15 protein-coding genes are annotated in these 15,549 nt (G+C 40.7%); 6 read left to right on the top strand and 9 right to left on the bottom strand.

What is annotated here, in order from left to right:
• The first annotated feature begins 108 nt into the window (after positions 1–108).
• The 3 genes from ACIQYG_RS14815 to ACIQYG_RS14805 all read left to right on the top strand — a co-directional run bounded on the left by ACIQYG_RS14815 (position 109) and on the right by ACIQYG_RS14805 (position 3,817).
• Positions 109–1,605, top strand: a complete 1,497-nt coding sequence (locus ACIQYG_RS14815; protein WP_402839174.1) for an ATP-binding protein — start codon at positions 109–111, stop codon at positions 1,603–1,605.
• 143 nt (positions 1,606–1,748) lie between these two features.
• A complete protein-coding gene (locus ACIQYG_RS14810) occupies positions 1,749–2,972 on the top strand; it encodes an MFS transporter (protein WP_402839172.1) in 1,224 nt (407 codons plus the stop codon).
• A gap of 113 nt (positions 2,973–3,085) precedes the next feature.
• A complete protein-coding gene (locus ACIQYG_RS14805) occupies positions 3,086–3,817 on the top strand; it encodes a ZIP family metal transporter (RefSeq protein WP_402839170.1) in 732 nt (243 codons plus the stop codon).
• A gap of 298 nt (positions 3,818–4,115) precedes the next feature.
• On the opposite strand, the gene ACIQYG_RS14800 is transcribed toward ACIQYG_RS14805, so the two are convergent.
• Positions 4,116–4,358 carry an aspartyl-phosphate phosphatase Spo0E family protein gene (locus tag ACIQYG_RS14800; protein WP_402839168.1) on the bottom strand — a complete coding sequence of 81 codons (243 nt, stop codon included), beginning with the start codon at positions 4,356–4,358 and terminating at the stop codon, positions 4,116–4,118.
• Between the two features lie 489 nt (positions 4,359–4,847).
• Positions 4,848–7,007: a PAS domain S-box protein gene (locus ACIQYG_RS14795; RefSeq protein ID WP_402839166.1), complete on the bottom strand. Its 2,160-nt coding sequence runs from the start codon at positions 7,005–7,007 to the stop codon at positions 4,848–4,850.
• Positions 7,008–7,282: 275 nt separating this feature from the next.
• Between ACIQYG_RS14795 and ACIQYG_RS14790 the strand changes: the two genes are divergently transcribed.
• Both ACIQYG_RS14790 and ACIQYG_RS14785 read left to right on the top strand, forming a co-directional pair.
• A complete protein-coding gene (locus ACIQYG_RS14790) occupies positions 7,283–8,308 on the top strand; it encodes an acyltransferase family protein (protein ID WP_402839164.1) in 1,026 nt (341 codons plus the stop codon).
• A gap of 188 nt (positions 8,309–8,496) precedes the next feature.
• Positions 8,497–10,257, top strand: a complete 1,761-nt coding sequence (locus tag ACIQYG_RS14785) for a B12-binding domain-containing radical SAM protein (RefSeq protein ID WP_402839350.1) — start codon at positions 8,497–8,499, stop codon at positions 10,255–10,257.
• A 37-nt stretch (positions 10,258–10,294) separates the two neighbouring features.
• Here ACIQYG_RS14785 and ACIQYG_RS14780 read toward each other — a convergent pair whose 3' ends face one another.
• Positions 10,295–10,441 carry a hypothetical protein gene (locus ACIQYG_RS14780; protein WP_164468810.1) on the bottom strand — a complete coding sequence of 49 codons (147 nt, stop codon included), beginning with the start codon at positions 10,439–10,441 and terminating at the stop codon, positions 10,295–10,297.
• A complete protein-coding gene (locus tag ACIQYG_RS14775) occupies positions 10,434–10,598 on the bottom strand; it encodes a hypothetical protein (protein WP_057278994.1) in 165 nt (54 codons plus the stop codon). Before ACIQYG_RS14775 ends, ACIQYG_RS14780 begins: the two co-directional genes overlap by 8 nt.
• A gap of 122 nt (positions 10,599–10,720) precedes the next feature.
• Between ACIQYG_RS14775 and ACIQYG_RS14770 the strand changes: the two genes are divergently transcribed.
• Positions 10,721–11,056 (top strand): DUF3905 domain-containing protein, encoded by a 336-nt coding sequence (locus tag ACIQYG_RS14770; protein WP_402839161.1) that lies wholly within the window; start codon positions 10,721–10,723, stop codon positions 11,054–11,056.
• A gap of 66 nt (positions 11,057–11,122) precedes the next feature.
• Here the strand turns inward: ACIQYG_RS14770 and ACIQYG_RS14765 are convergent, their stop codons facing one another.
• From ACIQYG_RS14765 to ACIQYG_RS14745, 5 genes are read right to left on the bottom strand one after another with little or no spacing between them, the layout of a single operon-like run.
• Positions 11,123–12,100 carry a quinone oxidoreductase family protein gene (locus ACIQYG_RS14765; protein WP_402839159.1) on the bottom strand — a complete coding sequence of 326 codons (978 nt, stop codon included), beginning with the start codon at positions 12,098–12,100 and terminating at the stop codon, positions 11,123–11,125.
• Positions 12,101–12,116: 16 nt separating this feature from the next.
• Positions 12,117–12,896, bottom strand: a complete 780-nt coding sequence (locus ACIQYG_RS14760) for an enoyl-CoA hydratase/isomerase family protein (protein ID WP_402839156.1) — start codon at positions 12,894–12,896, stop codon at positions 12,117–12,119.
• A gap of 16 nt (positions 12,897–12,912) precedes the next feature.
• Positions 12,913–13,692 (bottom strand): SDR family NAD(P)-dependent oxidoreductase, encoded by a 780-nt coding sequence (locus ACIQYG_RS14755; RefSeq protein ID WP_402839153.1) that lies wholly within the window; start codon positions 13,690–13,692, stop codon positions 12,913–12,915.
• A gap of 28 nt (positions 13,693–13,720) precedes the next feature.
• Positions 13,721–14,479, bottom strand: a complete 759-nt coding sequence (locus ACIQYG_RS14750) for a 2-phosphosulfolactate phosphatase (protein ID WP_402839151.1) — start codon at positions 14,477–14,479, stop codon at positions 13,721–13,723.
• 4 nt (positions 14,480–14,483) lie between these two features.
• Positions 14,484–15,545 (bottom strand): phosphotransferase family protein, encoded by a 1,062-nt coding sequence (locus tag ACIQYG_RS14745; RefSeq protein ID WP_402839149.1) that lies wholly within the window; start codon positions 15,543–15,545, stop codon positions 14,484–14,486.
• Positions 15,546–15,549 lie beyond the last annotated feature (4 nt).

The following is a 15,549-nucleotide window of genomic DNA, read 5'->3' as shown; positions in this document are numbered from 1 at the left end:
TTATTATATGACATAAAGAATTTTTTGTCAATCTGCCCTGTTAGTATGCACTATTGTTTAATCAATCATTTTGATATACTTGAAAAAAAAGCTAAAGTAGTGACAAACATGAAAACAAGGCATAAATTCACCACATATCTACTTATTGTTATTTTACCATTAATTTTTCTCTCAATCATTTATTGGATGCATTTAGAACGTTCCCTTCAAAAAGAAAGACAGGAACAAGCAGAATGGGCAGGAACGGTTTATCAGGAATACATAGATCAAGTTATAAAGGAAACGAAGGAAAACCTTGAGCTGCTTAGCCTTAGCAGTTCCGTGCTTTATATGGATGACAAAAAAACCGAACTTCTTATGAACTGGATCAAAGATACAGATTCCAGGTATGCCGGAGTATATTGGCTAAATCGCGACGGTGTTTCCATTTCAGGTACAAATAAGAATTTCCATCATTCCTATTTAATTGAACAAAATGATATTGAACGTGCAGTAAAAACTCAAAAAGCAGTTGTTGCAGGAACAAAGGAGCTATATAACGCTGATTTTAATTATTTTTCCATTTTTGCTCCCATACTGGATCATGATAAAAAAGTGCAAGGGTTTTTATTGGCACATCTCAAGCTGGATCATATGGAAAAAACATTAAAAATGCTCAGCCCTGGTCATACCTTTATATTGGAAACAAAGGACAAAACCCGAATTTTAGATGTAAATGCCGAGGGATTCACTGGACATTCAACATGGGTGGATGTTCCTTTGACCGAAGTCGATTGGACACTGTCCGTCAAAGTGCCCGACAAGATTAACACAAATAACATGAATGTTTTTTTAATGCTTGTCTTTTTCACCTTCTTTTTTACTCACATGATCTATATCATCGTGGAGGAACTGATCGTTCGCAGGAATGCCAAAAACCAAAAGTTACTATACGAAAGCCAAAAAATAGATTTTGTCGGTACATTGGCTGCCAGTACTGCCCATGAAATAAAAAACCCACTTACCGGCATAAAGGGGCTAGTGCAGTTACTGGTTGAAAAACACCCTGAAGAACAAGATCAGTTCTATTACTCTGTCATCATGAAGGAAATTGAACGGATCAATAGTATTGTCAGTGAATTTTTGATTTTAGGGAAGCCAATGGTACAGACTTTGTCCTTATATGATATTCGCAGTATCATTGCTGAATTGAGACCAATAATAGAATCAGAAGCACGTCATTTCAATATTGAAGTGGAATGGAATATCATAAAGGAGCCCATCCTGGTTCATTGTACAAAGGACCAACTCAAACAAGTCATTCTCAACATTGCCAAAAACGGTTTCGAGGCCATGGAAGATGGGAAAAAGTTAAGGATTCGAATTCACCATGAAAATGAATGGGCTAAAATCATGATCATCGATAATGGTCAAGGACTGAATGAAAAAGATATAGGGAAGGTGTTCGATCCCTTCTATACATCGAAAAAGGAAGGAACGGGATTAGGGCTATTCGTGTGTAAACGTATAATTGAATCTTTTAACGGCACCATCGAGTTTTCAAGTAAACCTCTGAACGGTACAACCGTTACAATCAGCTTGCCGCTTATAAAAGACCACCCTTAGCAATACTTTGAAGGGTTTTCGATTTTTCATGAAGACTAGTAACGATTCCGATTTATTTATAGGTGTCATGCATACGGTGTATGCTTCTTGAATCTATTTATGGAATAGGTAAAAATCTTAATCAGGAAGAAGGAAATATACAGATGGGAAGTATCGCTGCCATTAAAACAAAACCGCAAAAACAAGATATGACTCTTAAAATCATGGTGATCATAGGCATATGCCATTTAATGAATGATTCTCTTCAGGCCGTCGTACCTGCCATGTTCCCAATCCTCGAAAAATCAATGTCGCTAACGTATACACAGCTGGGAATGATTGCATTCTGCCTGAATATCATCTCATCGCTCCTGCAACCGGCAGTTGGGTTCTATACGGATAAAAAACCATTTCCATATGCATTGCCCATCGGGTTGACCAGTACTTTAATCGGGGTCATCATTCTCGCAATTGCCCCAAACTATACCATTATCCTTGGTGCAGTCATCTTGATGGGCTTAGGGTCGGCCATATTCCATCCGGAAGGCTCCAGGGTTGCCTACATGGCAGGCGGACCAAAGAGAGGCCTGGCACAATCCATTTATCAGGTCGGCGGGAATAGCGGGCAGGCACTTGCCCCACTCATCACAGCCATCGTACTTGTTCCGTTTGGTCAAAAAGGTGCACTCTGGTTTGCCCTGGTTGCCTTAATGGCCGTTATCCTATTGCTGTATATTGCCAAGTGGTATTCCCAAAAATTAGTTCACTTCCAGCCTAAAAAGCTTGCTGCAAAAATAATCAATAAAGAGCGGTCGCATAAAGTGGCCAAAGCCCTTGTATTGATTTTATTCATAATCTTTGCCCGTTCCTGGTATGTATCTTGCATGACAAACTTTTATAGTTTTTACTTAATCGAGCAGTATTCTTTCACGATAAAGGCCGCACAATATTTCCTATTTGCCTTTTTAGCAGCTGGTGCTGTAGGTACGTTTTTCGGAGGACCGCTTGCTGATAGATTCGGGCGTAAAAATATCATTTTCTTTTCTTTCGCTGCCAGCATGCCAATAACCGCACTTTTACCATTCGTACCTCCTACAGCCGCTTTTATCTTATTATTGATGGCGGGATTCATTATAATGAGCAGTTTTTCCGTCACTGTAATATACGCACAGGAATTAGTCCCGGGAAAAGTCGGTACGATGGCAGGCTTGACTGTAGGTTTAGCCTTTGGAATGGGTGCCATTGGATCCGTTTCACTGGGGGCCATTGCAGATATAATTGGAATCGAATCCATGATTAAGCTAGTGGGATTCCTGCCATTACTGGGAATCATCAGCATATTGCTGCCGACTGATCTAACATTGAAAAAATGGTATGCAGAAGATTGATGCAAAATGGGTTTTTCCTGGAACATATTCTTTATGTCTAAATACAATGAATTATTGTTTCACCCAAAAATTCACAAAGAAGTAACGATAAGTACCTTACAAAGGAGAAATTTATGAGTGGAGTTTTATTAGGCAGCATCCTATCTGCTATGTCTACAGGGTTTGGTGCGTTACCGATCTTGTTCATTCAAGGTTCAATCACACATCGATTCAGAGACACACTACTGGCATTTACCGCTGGAATCATGATGGCTGCTTCGTTATTGAGCCTGATCCCGGAGTCTCTGGCCACCGGAGGGTATGTTCAGCTAGTAATTGGGGTTTTTCTCGGGGTAATGACATTAACGATCATGGAACAAAACATTCCTCATATCGATCTCAGCCATACGAAAAGTGGCATTCAGTTCGATGAAAAGGCTTTGCTCATCATCACTGCCATTACACTCCATAATATTCCTGAGGGGCTTTCTGTCGGGGTCAGTTACGCCTCTGATACAGCTGATACAGGTAACTTGATCGCTTTTGCCATCGGCCTGCAAAATGCTCCGGAAGGCTTACTTGTCGCCTTGTTTTTAATTAATCAAAAAATCGGTAAACTCACAGCATTCCTGATAGCAACCTTAACCGGTACCATCGAAATAATTACGGGCTTATTGGGTTATTATTTAACCTCTTACATTGGGTTCCTGGTTCCATACGGCCTAGCTTTCGCCGCCGGGGCCATGCTTTTCATCGTTTATAAGGAACTGATCCCTGAAAGCCATGGGGATGGTAATGAACGCACATCTACCTATTCCTTCATTGTCGGCCTTTTGTTCATGGTAATATTATTGGAAGTTTTATAATTGCGGAACTTCCATGGCTGGCTCCATCAAGTGAGTCAGCCCTTACTTTTTATTTCTCAGTGTAATTCATTCAGAAGAATTAAGACTTCTAAACAATCCAATGCATGAAGGACACCTTCTGGTGGCCTCCCCTCGATTAATCAAATCCATAGGAAATTCATAAGATATATTCTTGTTTATATAAGTCTTTCTTTGAATTGTTTTCATGATATGTTTGCAAAGGTTCATTTCACCAGAAATTACGCAAAGTTGATTGTCTCTTGCGTGCTAATTTAAAAAGTCATGCATTCAGTTCCTTCTAAAAGGTAATGTCATCATTAAAGGGCTGCTGTACAATAACAACCATTTCGTCTCGCTTATTTCTCACTTCCAATGATGAATGATGTTGAAGGATCAGATACTCATTTATAAGTTTGTCAAGCTGCTCACTTTGGCGAAGGGTATACTCATGGCCAAGTCCATACATTTTGGCCAACTCCATCATTTCCCAACGCTTCATTCGAATCTCAGAACAAATTTCCGTTGCACACCTAGAATTCATAACTACATTCACTACTCCTGCCCTTTTAAAGTTACATTATAATAAAGAAGTATTACAAAATATGCCTTATATGTAAATAGATTCGCAAAAAAAGACAAAACTTCTTAAATTGCGATAAGGCTTTATCCATCAGCAGACAGGATATGACGGAAATTTCTAAGCATAAGCATCTTATAATGATTAGGAAGATTCCATATGAAGACAGCTCCGAAGATTACTTCGAAAGATCTCCCAATTTGGATTCTATTATTAGTTTCCGCTTATTTAATTCGGCAGCTACCCACAAAAGCAAACAAGGACCAATCTTTCTATGATTTAAAAGAAGGAAAGCCCCTGAAAGGGAAACAAAAATGTTTATCATAGTTTTAACCTCAATTTTAATCCCAGGATAATAATGATGGAACTAAAAAGGAATCCAATAAAGGATCCCCAATGAAATATCCATGCTTTCAGTTAACTTAAGAAAGGTATAGAGCATTCCCTTCTAAATTACTCGAATGGCAAATAAATATGAAAGCTCGTCCCTTTTCCCACTTCGCTTTCCACTTCTATATAGCCATTGTGCTCTTCAATGATTTTATAGCTGACCATGAGCCCCAGCCCTGTTCCCCTATCCTTCGTCGTATAAAAAGGTTCACCCAATTTTTTTAGCATTTCCGTTGAAATCCCCATGCCTTTGTCTGTAATTGAAATGCAAACGTATTTCTCTGAAAATCGGCTTGTTTTAATGTGAACAGATCCGCCATCCGGCATGACTTCCAGTGCATTTTTGATGATATTAATGAACACTTGCTTTAACTGGTTCGCTTCACATAATACCTTAAATACATCTTCTTCAAAGTCTGTCTCGAACTGAATATTTTCCAACAGTGCCTGAGCAGCCATCAATTCGAGTGTCTCTCTCAATATGGTATGAACATCCTGTTTGAAAATTTTTAACGCTTGCGGCTTTGCCAGTACCAAAAATTCCGTGATTATGGTTTCGATTCGTTTAATTTCGGATGTAATCACATGAAAATATGTGGAAAACTCCCCTTTAACACCATCCTCAAGCAACTGTATAAAACCTTTTAAGGCTGTCATTGGATTCCTGATTTCGTGAGCGATTCCTGCCGCCAATTCACCAACGACATTCAGAGTATCCGATTTTCGTATTTGTTCCTGCATTTCGAGATTTTTACTCACATCACGGAAAATGCTTAAATTCAGGTTCGAATATAAATTTTTCCTCGTCAAAAATTCAATATGCTTAACTCTTCCATCTTCGAATGTTATCGGAATGATGGAAGAGTAGACCTCATGCTTATAAACATTTTCAATGTGAGCGTTCAAGTCAGGAGCATTTTCAGGAATTTTTTCGATGAATCCCTTTACAGATAAAGAAAGCAGTTTGCGCTTCGAAATCTCCAATATTTTCTGACCCGCTTCATTAATATCCGTGAACCCTTCATGATTCCATAAAATCAAGCCGTCTAATGTTCCCTCAAAGATCTTCCTGAATTTCTTCTCACTATCCCTTAATTCCTTCTCAATCAGCCAGCGCTCACTGACATTTCGAAAGATCGTTACGTTATATCCGTCACCTTCATGTTTTTTGGCAGTCAATTCAAGCAATTTAATTTGGTTATTTGGCATTTTATAAATCAACTCACCCCGCACCTGGGTGTCTCTTTCAAACGTTTCCATCATCTCACTGAAATGGTGATTGTTGCTGTACACATATTTCCAGATATAACTGCCTATCAAATCCTCTCTGCTGGATTCGAATATTTTACATGCTGAATGATTGACCCGAAAAATGATTCCGTCATCATTCCAGAATATGATCGCATCCATGGACTGGTCGAATAATTCCGCAAAAATCCTTTCGCTCGTCTCTAACTTTTTTTCTATAATATTTGATTCTGTAATTCGTCGAAGCACCGACATATATAATTCATTTCCTACCGTTGAACTTATCGAGAAAGTAAAATGATGCAGTTCTTCGCCAACCTTTATCTCTACCTCTCCTTTGTAGTTCGACTCATCAAAGGCTCTTTGTACACTCACATCCCAATATCCCCTATAATCTGGGGATATGAGGTCCCTCATATTTTTACCGACAATCTCTTTTTTCGGGATGCCCAAGACATGGATAAAAGCATGGTTCACTTCCATTATTATTCCTGAACTGTCGAATAGAACGATGCTTTCTATGGCTGTATCGAAAATGTCCAAAAACATCTGCCTTGACATCCCTGTTTCCCTTGACGAAGAAACATCCAATGACACATCCCCCAAACGATAGAACTGCTGTCCTTCGGAAAGTGATCCCATTGGTATGAACTCTATTTGCTTAAGGGCTCCGGTATGTAGCTGGATAATTTGCCTTTCACTTTCATTCGAGGTTTTTAGGGTGCTTGACACTTCCTGGTTATTTAATGGGATAACATCGAGAAAATCAGTAATCTTCATGGACTCCAGCTGATCTTTCGCTGTTTCCAGCAAAGCACAAGCTGCATCATTGGCATAAGTGAGACGCAGTTCCTCATCAACCCTAATATAAGGCTCTGACATCGAATTGAAAACCTTTAAAAACCCTTCGATTTGTTTATTCAATTTTAAGATTTCCTGTTTATACTCCGTTTCATTCTTATAACCGATATTCATATTAACCCCCTCATCAAAACCCATACTTACCAACTTTATTCGACATCCATCTTGATTTTCCTCGGTATTTTTCGAAAATCGGCGCAATCATTAAGAGCCAAAATTATCCTATATATCAAATTATAGTATATTGAATCCTGTAAAACTTAGCGTTAAGCTTAATTTAAGGTTTTTATAATAAATTTAATAAATATTGATTTAGTACAAGGTATTTAGGGAATAAGAAATAACAATGCTTTCTAGCTACCTTAAAAATTTATTAAATGGAGGCAATAATGAAACAACGTGATTTTTTCTTTGATAACGCCAAGTTCATTCTCATGGCTTTTGTCGTCTTTGGACATTTGCTGAATACGTATATACATGACAGTGAAACGATATATGCTTTATATAAAACCATTTATTCCTTTCACATGCCTGCCTTTATCCTTGTTTCAGGGTTCTTTGCAAAAGGTTTTTATCAAAAAGGGTATTTAGGGAAAATTACTAAAAAACTGATTTTACCCTACATCATTTTCCAATTGATATATACCGTCTACTATTATTTCTTATATGAACGTTCTGCCATCACTGTAGACCTGCTTGACCCCCAATGGTCGCTGTGGTTCTTGATCAGTTTATTCTGTTGGAACATCATGCTGCTTGGTTTCTCAAAGATAAAGCCTTCAGTAGGCATAGGTTTATCTATTATAATCGCATTATTGATTGGATATATTGACAATATCTCCAATTATCTCAGTCTCTCCAGGACATTCGTTTTTTTCCCGATGTTTTTGATCGGGTACCATTTAAGCAAGGAACATTTAAAAAAACTCTTCACTCCCAAAGTTCGTTTGGCTTCGCTTTGTATCATGTTAGTGATTTTTATCGGTTTTTATTTAAATACCGATATCAATTATAAATGGCTGCTCGGTTCGAAACCATATGCCGAACTTGAAGATGCGACAATCGTGTCCATGTTTAAACGTCTGGGGTTTTATGGATTGAGCATCATTTCAGTGTTCAGCTTCCTTTCATTCATCCCACGCGGACAATATTTCTTTACGAATTGGGGTAAACAAACCCTTTATGTCTATCTGCTGCATGGTTTCCTCATTCGGTTCTTCCGTGAAAGCACCATACAGGAATACTTCAGCAATACAGAGAGCTTTATCATGCTCGCCGGCCTCTCCTTCTTGATTACCGTGTTATTATCAAGTGAAATGATCGCTACCATGGCCCAGCCGATCATCGAATTGAAGGCGACCAAACCAAAGCGTTTCATGACTAAAACTAAAGAGTATATTAAACAAGCTTTTTAAATAAAACGGATGAAGCATTTTCTGCTTTATCCGTTTTTTTCAATCAAATTTCAATCTGTAAAGATTCCCCAATACAATAACTCATTTTTCAAATGAAGCACGCTATGGTAAAATTACTCGTTAGTGCTTGTTGGCTTAAAAAGACATGTACACGAAAGGAGCCAGGCGTTTCTTTTACGCCATTCAACATGAATATAATAATCAGTACTCTTAATGCAAAATATATCCATACATCGCTATCCATCCGATATTTAAAAGCTTATGCCCAGCCGGATTATGATGTACAGCTGGCAGAATATACGATAAAAGATCCAATTATGAACATAGTTGGTGACCTTCATTCCAAAAAACCTGATGTCATTGGGTTCAGCTGCTATATTTGGAACATCGAGGAAACAATGAAAGTGGTAGCCATGCTGAAGAAGATCAACCCGGAATTGGTTATCATTCTGGGCGGACCTGAAGTCACTTATGATGTTGGGGAATGGCTTGATCAGATTCCTGGGGCTGATTTCATCGTAATTGGAGAAGGTGAAGTCACCTTCAAGGCCCTTTTATCTGAAATTGAAGGTTCGAATGACTATAAGAGGATCGGTGGCATTGCGTATCGACAGGATGGGAAGAAAATCATCCAGCCTCAGAACGGCAAGGTTGATTTGAAATCCCTCCCTACTCCATATCGTTTGGAGGAAGACCGTGGCGACCTATCTAAACGCGTCACATATATCGAAACTAGCCGAGGGTGCCCATTCAGCTGCCAATTTTGCCTTTCATCGATTGAAGTGGGTGTCAGGTATTTTGATCGTGAAAAGATCAAAGAAGATATAAGGTACCTTATGGCTAATGGTGCAAAGACCATAAAGTTCGTTGACCGAACCTTCAATATCAGCCGAAGTTACGCCATGGAAATGTTTCAATTCTTAATAGATGAACATCATCCCGGTGTGGTTTTCCAGTTCGAGATCACGGCGGACATCATGCGTCCGGAAGTTATCCAGTTCTTGAACGATAATGCCCCTGCAGGACTGTTCCGCTTTGAAATAGGGGTACAATCGACGAATGATCATACGAATGATCTAGTAATGAGAAGGCAGAATTTCGAAAAACTGACCAGGACCGTAACCATGGTAAAAGAAGGCCAGAAAATTGATCAGCATTTAGACCTTATTGCCGGTTTGCCAGAAGAAGATTATCATTCTTTCAGAAAGACTTTCAATGATGTTTTCGAGCTCAGACCCGAAGAGATGCAGCTTGGTTTCTTAAAGATGCTTCGGGGCACTGGCTTACGGATACGTGCCGATGAACACCAATATATATACAGCGAACATGCTCCATATGAAATCCTGGGGAATAATGTTTTATCCTTCGATGACATCGTCCGCATTAAACAAGTTGAAGATGTCCTTGAAAAATACTGGAACGACCATAGAATGGATCATACTACGGAATATCTTGTAAAAACGGTATTTCAATCACCGTTTGACTTCTTTCAAGATTTCGGTACCTATTGGGATGAACAAGGTTGGTCACGAATCGGACATCAGCTTGAAGACTTGTTCAGACGTTTACAGCAGTTTTTGGCTTCCCGGGAATCTGCCGAACTGAAAAACATTATCGGACTCATGAAATTGGATTATTTCATGAATCAAAAATACAAACCACGTAAACCTTGGTGGGAAGCTTCATTAGATAAAAATGGCCGGAAAGAGATATATGAATATATTCTGAATAAGCCTGAACAGCTTGGTTCCTCTTTCACAGCTTTAGCTCTTAACGAAAAGGAAATACACAAACACACATTGCTCGAGGCACTTCCCTTTGATTTGGAAATGTATTTAGCTGAGGGAACAATCGTCGATAAACCATCGTTCATGCTTGCCTATTTTGATCCGAGTGGTAAAGGATCAACGATTTTCCCTCTCTCAAAATCCGGCAGCATCATGCTTTAAGAATAAGGACGGACCCAAGATTCGGGTCCGTCCTTATTTACTTATCACTTTCACGTTTTTTGTTTTCTTTTGCCAAAATTTCATAAATTTTAGTTGCGTTCATATCGCCGCTGAATTCGATTCCAAATTCAGTTCGTACATGTTCTCCCATCTTTTCCCCGCTGTTCCGTTTTTCTTTATCCATTACTTCTTCCTTTTCTGCCTTGCTTTGAATTGCGGTTGGCACCTTTCATTGCATTTTCCTCCATTGCGAACTCATTGGAAAATTCATTTTCAGCTTGGTTTCTTTTTGGCGTTTTACTCGCTTTGACAGCACCATCCACATTGGCTTTCCGTTTCATTTTCATCCATCCTTTTTAATATAGTTTACCTTTTAGAATGGGGTAAAAATGCCGGAAATTATTCAGGGATAATATAGGGACAGACGAGAAACATAACTGTAAAACGGAAAGGGAGACACGATATGAAAAAGAAATTGGATTCACCAATTATCGACGATACACAACCACACCAAATTAACGCACCAAGCTTTAAAGGGACCGGCATAAAACCACAGGCTCCATTCATCAATGATTATGGAGTCGTCATTGGCGACAGTAAATATGCATCTGAAAACTCACCACTCGAAAACTGGAGCGAAGATACAGACCCGGAAATCATGGCTGGAGACGAATGGATACACCCCACCAATGATATAGGCTGGAATTCAACTGAAAACCGTGAACTGTTAGAGTCTAAAAAAGCGCCGCAGCCGCCTTTCATGCATCCAGATAAAGATGTTAGCAATGATACGGATTGAGGCGTTCTTTAGGGGCAAAGGGACAATTGAAGTCCTAGAAGGGGGTGCATCATACACCCCTTCTTCTCATTTCACCTGCAAAATCAACTTCCCTTTCGTTTGACGGGCGTTCATTTCCTCATGAACGGCTGCTGCCTTTTCAATTGGATAGATGCCTCCGATAGTTAGCTTAAGCTCCCCAGACGCAACGTATGCAAAAAGGTCTTGAATGCTGGGCAACAGCAAATCTGGGTGTTTCATGATCTGTGGCAGGAAAAAACCCACGACGGATTGATTGCGCCTCATTAATTGCTGCGGATTCATCGTATAAGGCTTACGACTTGCATTACCAAAAACAACAAGACGTCCAAATGGAGCCAAACATTTCAAAGTTTTATTGAAAATATCCCCTCCAGCCATTTCCAGCGCGACGTCTACTCCCTTTCCTCCCGTGACCTCACGGACTTTCATTTCCCATCCTTCTTTCGTGTAATCGATGAGTTCATCTGCTCCCATCTCTTTAGCCAGTTCCAGCTTTTCCACTGTGCTGGCGGTGGCAATCACTTTTCCAGCCCCGAAGATTTTGGCCAACTGTACGGCAATCGTTCCCACTCCCCCTGCAGCAGCATGGACCAATACCGTTTCCCCCTGTTGCATGCGTCCCATTGTCTTCAGAATATGATAGGCGCTCAGACCTTGGAGGGGCAAGGCAACAGCTTCATGGAACTGAATGGCATCAGGAAGCGGGATGGCCGAGAATTCATCAGAAAGGGCATATTCTGAATATCCACCAGATTCAATTAAACTGACGACCCTTGTTCCAGGTTTGATTTTGGTCACCTTTCCACCAACTTCCACCACTACGCCAGCCACTTCCGCACCTGGAATGAACGGAAGCGGCGTAGGTACTACATATTGCCCTTCCCTCCTGGCTGTATCTGCATAATTGACGCCGACACAATCGATTTCAATCAGAACTTCATGCCCTGTTGGCACAGGTCTTTCCATTTCAGTCAATTTCAGTACTTCCGGTCCGCCGTATTCTTCAAAATGAATAGCCCTCATCTTTATCCCTCCCTTATTAATTTCCTGTAAATTCCGGTTTTCTTTTTTCTTTGAATGCTGCAACTCCCTCCAGATGATCTTCTGTGGAGGCCATCAAGGTTTGCGTTATACGTTCCTGTTCCAGTATTTCATCAAGTGTAGCCGTAAATGAATGGCTAACGAGCTTTTTCATCATCCCATATGCTTTTGTCGGTCCATTTGCCAGCTTTTCCGCAAGTTTCAATGATTCCTCTTCAAGTTGATTGAGTGGATATATATAATTAATGACACCCAAATGATATAAGCGTTCCGCAGAAATTGGCTCAGCTGAAAAGAAGAGCTGCTTTGCAAGGTGGGGCCCTACTAATTTAGGTAAAAAATATGAACCCCCTCCATCGGAGATCAGGCCTACCTGTGAAAAACTCATGGCAAATTGACTATCATCGGAAGCTACGATCAAATCACAGGCGAGTGCCAAATTGAATCCGGCCCCAGCAGCAAATCCATGGACGGCAGCGATTACGGGAACCTCGGAAGCATCCAGAGCCAATATGCATTCATTCATTCTGCCAACATGATCATACAATTGACCTGCAGAGGCCTTCCCCATTGACTTGACGTCACCTCCTGCAGTGAATGACCTTCCCGCACCTTTGATGATGACTGCCCTTATATGCGGTGTTTGTTTTACATCCTTAATCGCTTTCGTTAAGCTTGCAATCATATCCGGACTAAATGCATTCAAGCTTTCAGGACGATTCAAAGTCAGGATCATTACATTATCGATTACTTCTGTCAATAAGTGTTCTTTTAACATATACACATCCCCTTTTCTATTTGATCAACCAGCCGCCATCCACCAATAAATCCGTCCCAGTCATATAGGAAGCCTCCGGGGAAGCAGCAAAGGTAATGACATTACTTATTTCCTCCGCTTTCCCCACTCTTTCCAGTGCCGTGTTCCGTTGAATGGACTTTACGAATTTTTCATTTTGCAATCCATCCTCCGTTAATGGCGTTTCAATGAATCCCGGTGATACGGAATTGACCCGAATGCCGACTGCAGCAAGTTCCAGTGCCAAAGATTTCGTTAAACTGATGACCCCGGCTTTAGCAGAGCTGTAATGCGGGATGAATGCTCCTGCCTGATGCCCTGACAGTGAAGCTACATTCACGATTGCCCGATTGATCGAACCTTCATTTCCGCTGGTAGCTCCTTCTTCCATCAATTTCCCCAAGTACTTGGAAACTAGAAAGACGCTTTTCAAATTGACATGTTGAATCATATCCCAATCAGCTGCAGATGTATCCAGGAGCTTCGAGGACTTTGAACCACCTGCGTTATTGATTAAAATGTGAAGGTCACGATATTGTTCCTTCACATACTTGGCCAGCTCTATTACATCTTCCTCGACGGAAACATCTGCAGGGAAAATATCAGCAACGGGAATCGTGTGCCTGGCATTGATTTCTGCAGCTGCTTCCTCCAGTTTTCCTCTCGTCCGCCCTACCAACAACACTTTTGCCCCTTCGTCCGACAAGCGCATCGCCGTAGCTTTCCCAATACCAGAGCCTGCACCTGTCACCACCGCTATTGACTGTGAAAACCTCATCCCCTTCACTCCTTATCCGAATTTCGAACTACGTTTCCTGCCTTTTCAATTCTGCTTCGATCCTTCCATCAACCAACTCTGGCACAAGATCCGACGAACCTATTTGCGCTGCCAATTCCAAATCGGCGATCAAACTATGTTTGTCAAACAACTGTCCAACATACGATGATTTCAGGATATCAAAGGCATTTTCGCTATTTTTGCGATAAAGCGCATTGGCAGCCTTTGCTGCATCGTTGAGTATGAACGTACCTTGTGATCCAGAAATCAGGCAATCTATCAAATGACCTGCACCGTAAAAGTCTTCCAGACTGAATTCACCTGAATTTCCCGAACAAACGATGATGATCGTTTCTGTTTTATTATGTTTTTTTATTTTTTCCGCAACAGACGGATTATTCAACAAAGAAGCGATATAAACCTTTTTGGCAGCGGCTGAATTCTTCAACGCAACCGTTCCATTAGTCGTGGACAGTATTAATGTTTTGCCGCGTACAAACTTACTCAATAGCGTCGGACTTGGATACATTAAATCATCAACCGGCTTTGCTTTTAGTTCTCCTGCCACTATAAAATCCCCATGGACCAATTCCTGGCTTTTCCCCAAGGCATCCACTGGATCCATGACAGGTATCACCTGGCGTGCTCCATCATGAAGTGCTGAAATAATCGTTGTGGTCGCTAATAACACATCAAGGATGACCGCGACTTTCTCCCCTTCTTGAAGCTTTTCCACATCTATCTCTTCTTTTTTTAGTAGTAAATGAATGTTTTGTATATATCCCATTCTATTAAACTTCCTTCGCAGCTACATTTGCAGCATGAGTGAGTAAGCTTTTAACCGTTTTGCCAAGATTGGAAAAACGGGGATCATCAGTCTGGCCTTTTTTAAATCGATAATAGATTTGCTGAAGGATGACAGCTAACTTAAAATAACCAAAGGTTAAATAAAAATCGACGTTGGTAACATCTCTGCCACTTCTTGCTGCATATGTCTCGATAAATTCCCTTCGTGTCAGGAAACCAGTTAAAGTCGTGACGGACGCTTGACCCACACCGATTTTGATAAGTTCCGGGTCACCGCTTTCCGTCCAGTAGCTTAGAGCCACTCCTAGATCGGCTAGCGGATCACCAACGGTGGACATTTCCCAATCAAATAAACCAACCATCTCTGTAAGGTCCTGATTAAACATGGCATTATTGATTTTATAGTCATAATGGATAATTGAAGTCTGGCTATACTTCGGAATATTCTGTTGAAAATAATTGATAAGCGGACGAATTTCCTTGATTTCATCTGTCTTTGCTCTCTCATAGCGGGAAATCCATCCGTGTACTTGTCTTTCAATGAACCCTTCAGGTTTGGAAATTTCGACCAATCCCGTTTTCTCATAGGGAATCGAGTGAAGATCAGCAAGCCGATTCACCATGATATAAGAAAGCTGTCGGCACTTTTCAACAGTCGGCTTGATTCCCTTGGGAAATTCGGTATCTATTACAATTCCATGTTTCCTTTCCATTAGGAAAAAAGGGGCCCCCGCAACCGATTCATCATCCGAGAACAGAATAGGCTCGGGAGCTGCTTGAAAATACGGGTTGATTGAGGAAAGGATATGATGTTCACGCTTCATATCATGTGCCTTGGGAGCAACAGGGCCAAGCGGTGGCCTTCTTAGAACAGCCTCCCACTCACCAATTTTCAGCTGATAGGTCAAATTGGAATAGCCCGTAGAAAATTGTTGTAATTCCAAAGGTTCATTTGGAAGGTCCAATACATTTTTTCTTAAGAAACCTTCTAATGCACCAATATTCAGTTCCTCGCCGGGCCGAACAGGAATCGTATCGTCAACCATGTTC

The sequence above is a fragment of the Peribacillus sp. NPDC096622 genome, assembly GCF_044762665.1.
In the GTDB taxonomy this organism is placed as follows: domain Bacteria; phylum Bacillota; class Bacilli; order Bacillales; family DSM-1321; genus Peribacillus; species Peribacillus frigoritolerans_B.
Note: the sequence above shows the minus strand (reverse complement) of the source record. Positions and strands in the feature narration are given on the sequence as shown.

What these genes read in the sequence shown, in the direction of transcription:
- ACIQYG_RS14770 (WP_402839161.1), top strand. Translation starts at nt 10,721, where the DNA reads ATGAAAAAGAAATTGGATTCACCAATTATCGACGATACACAACCACAC.
- ACIQYG_RS14780 (WP_164468810.1), bottom strand. Translation starts at nt 10,441, where the DNA reads ATGGATAAAGAAAAACGGAACAGCGGGGAAAAGATGGGAGAACATGTA.
- ACIQYG_RS14790 (WP_402839164.1), top strand. Translation starts at nt 7,283, where the DNA reads ATGAAACAACGTGATTTTTTCTTTGATAACGCCAAGTTCATTCTCATG.
- ACIQYG_RS14745 (WP_402839149.1), bottom strand. Translation starts at nt 15,545, where the DNA reads ATGGTTGACGATACGATTCCTGTTCGGCCCGGCGAGGAACTGAATATT.
- ACIQYG_RS14765 (WP_402839159.1), bottom strand. Translation starts at nt 12,100, where the DNA reads ATGAGGGCTATTCATTTTGAAGAATACGGCGGACCGGAAGTACTGAAA.
- ACIQYG_RS14755 (WP_402839153.1), bottom strand. Translation starts at nt 13,692, where the DNA reads ATGAGGTTTTCACAGTCAATAGCGGTGGTGACAGGTGCAGGCTCTGGT.
- ACIQYG_RS14785 (WP_402839350.1), top strand. Translation starts at nt 8,497, where the DNA reads ATGAATATAATAATCAGTACTCTTAATGCAAAATATATCCATACATCG.
- ACIQYG_RS14815 (WP_402839174.1), top strand. Translation starts at nt 109, where the DNA reads ATGAAAACAAGGCATAAATTCACCACATATCTACTTATTGTTATTTTA.
- ACIQYG_RS14775 (WP_057278994.1), bottom strand. Translation starts at nt 10,598, where the DNA reads ATGAAACGGAAAGCCAATGTGGATGGTGCTGTCAAAGCGAGTAAAACG.
- ACIQYG_RS14750 (WP_402839151.1), bottom strand. Translation starts at nt 14,479, where the DNA reads ATGGGATATATACAAAACATTCATTTACTACTAAAAAAAGAAGAGATA.
- ACIQYG_RS14805 (WP_402839170.1), top strand. Translation starts at nt 3,086, where the DNA reads ATGAGTGGAGTTTTATTAGGCAGCATCCTATCTGCTATGTCTACAGGG.
- ACIQYG_RS14800 (WP_402839168.1), bottom strand. Translation starts at nt 4,358, where the DNA reads ATGAATTCTAGGTGTGCAACGGAAATTTGTTCTGAGATTCGAATGAAG.
- ACIQYG_RS14795 (WP_402839166.1), bottom strand. Translation starts at nt 7,007, where the DNA reads ATGAATATCGGTTATAAGAATGAAACGGAGTATAAACAGGAAATCTTA.
- ACIQYG_RS14810 (WP_402839172.1), top strand. Translation starts at nt 1,749, where the DNA reads ATGGGAAGTATCGCTGCCATTAAAACAAAACCGCAAAAACAAGATATG.
- ACIQYG_RS14760 (WP_402839156.1), bottom strand. Translation starts at nt 12,896, where the DNA reads ATGTTAAAAGAACACTTATTGACAGAAGTAATCGATAATGTAATGATC.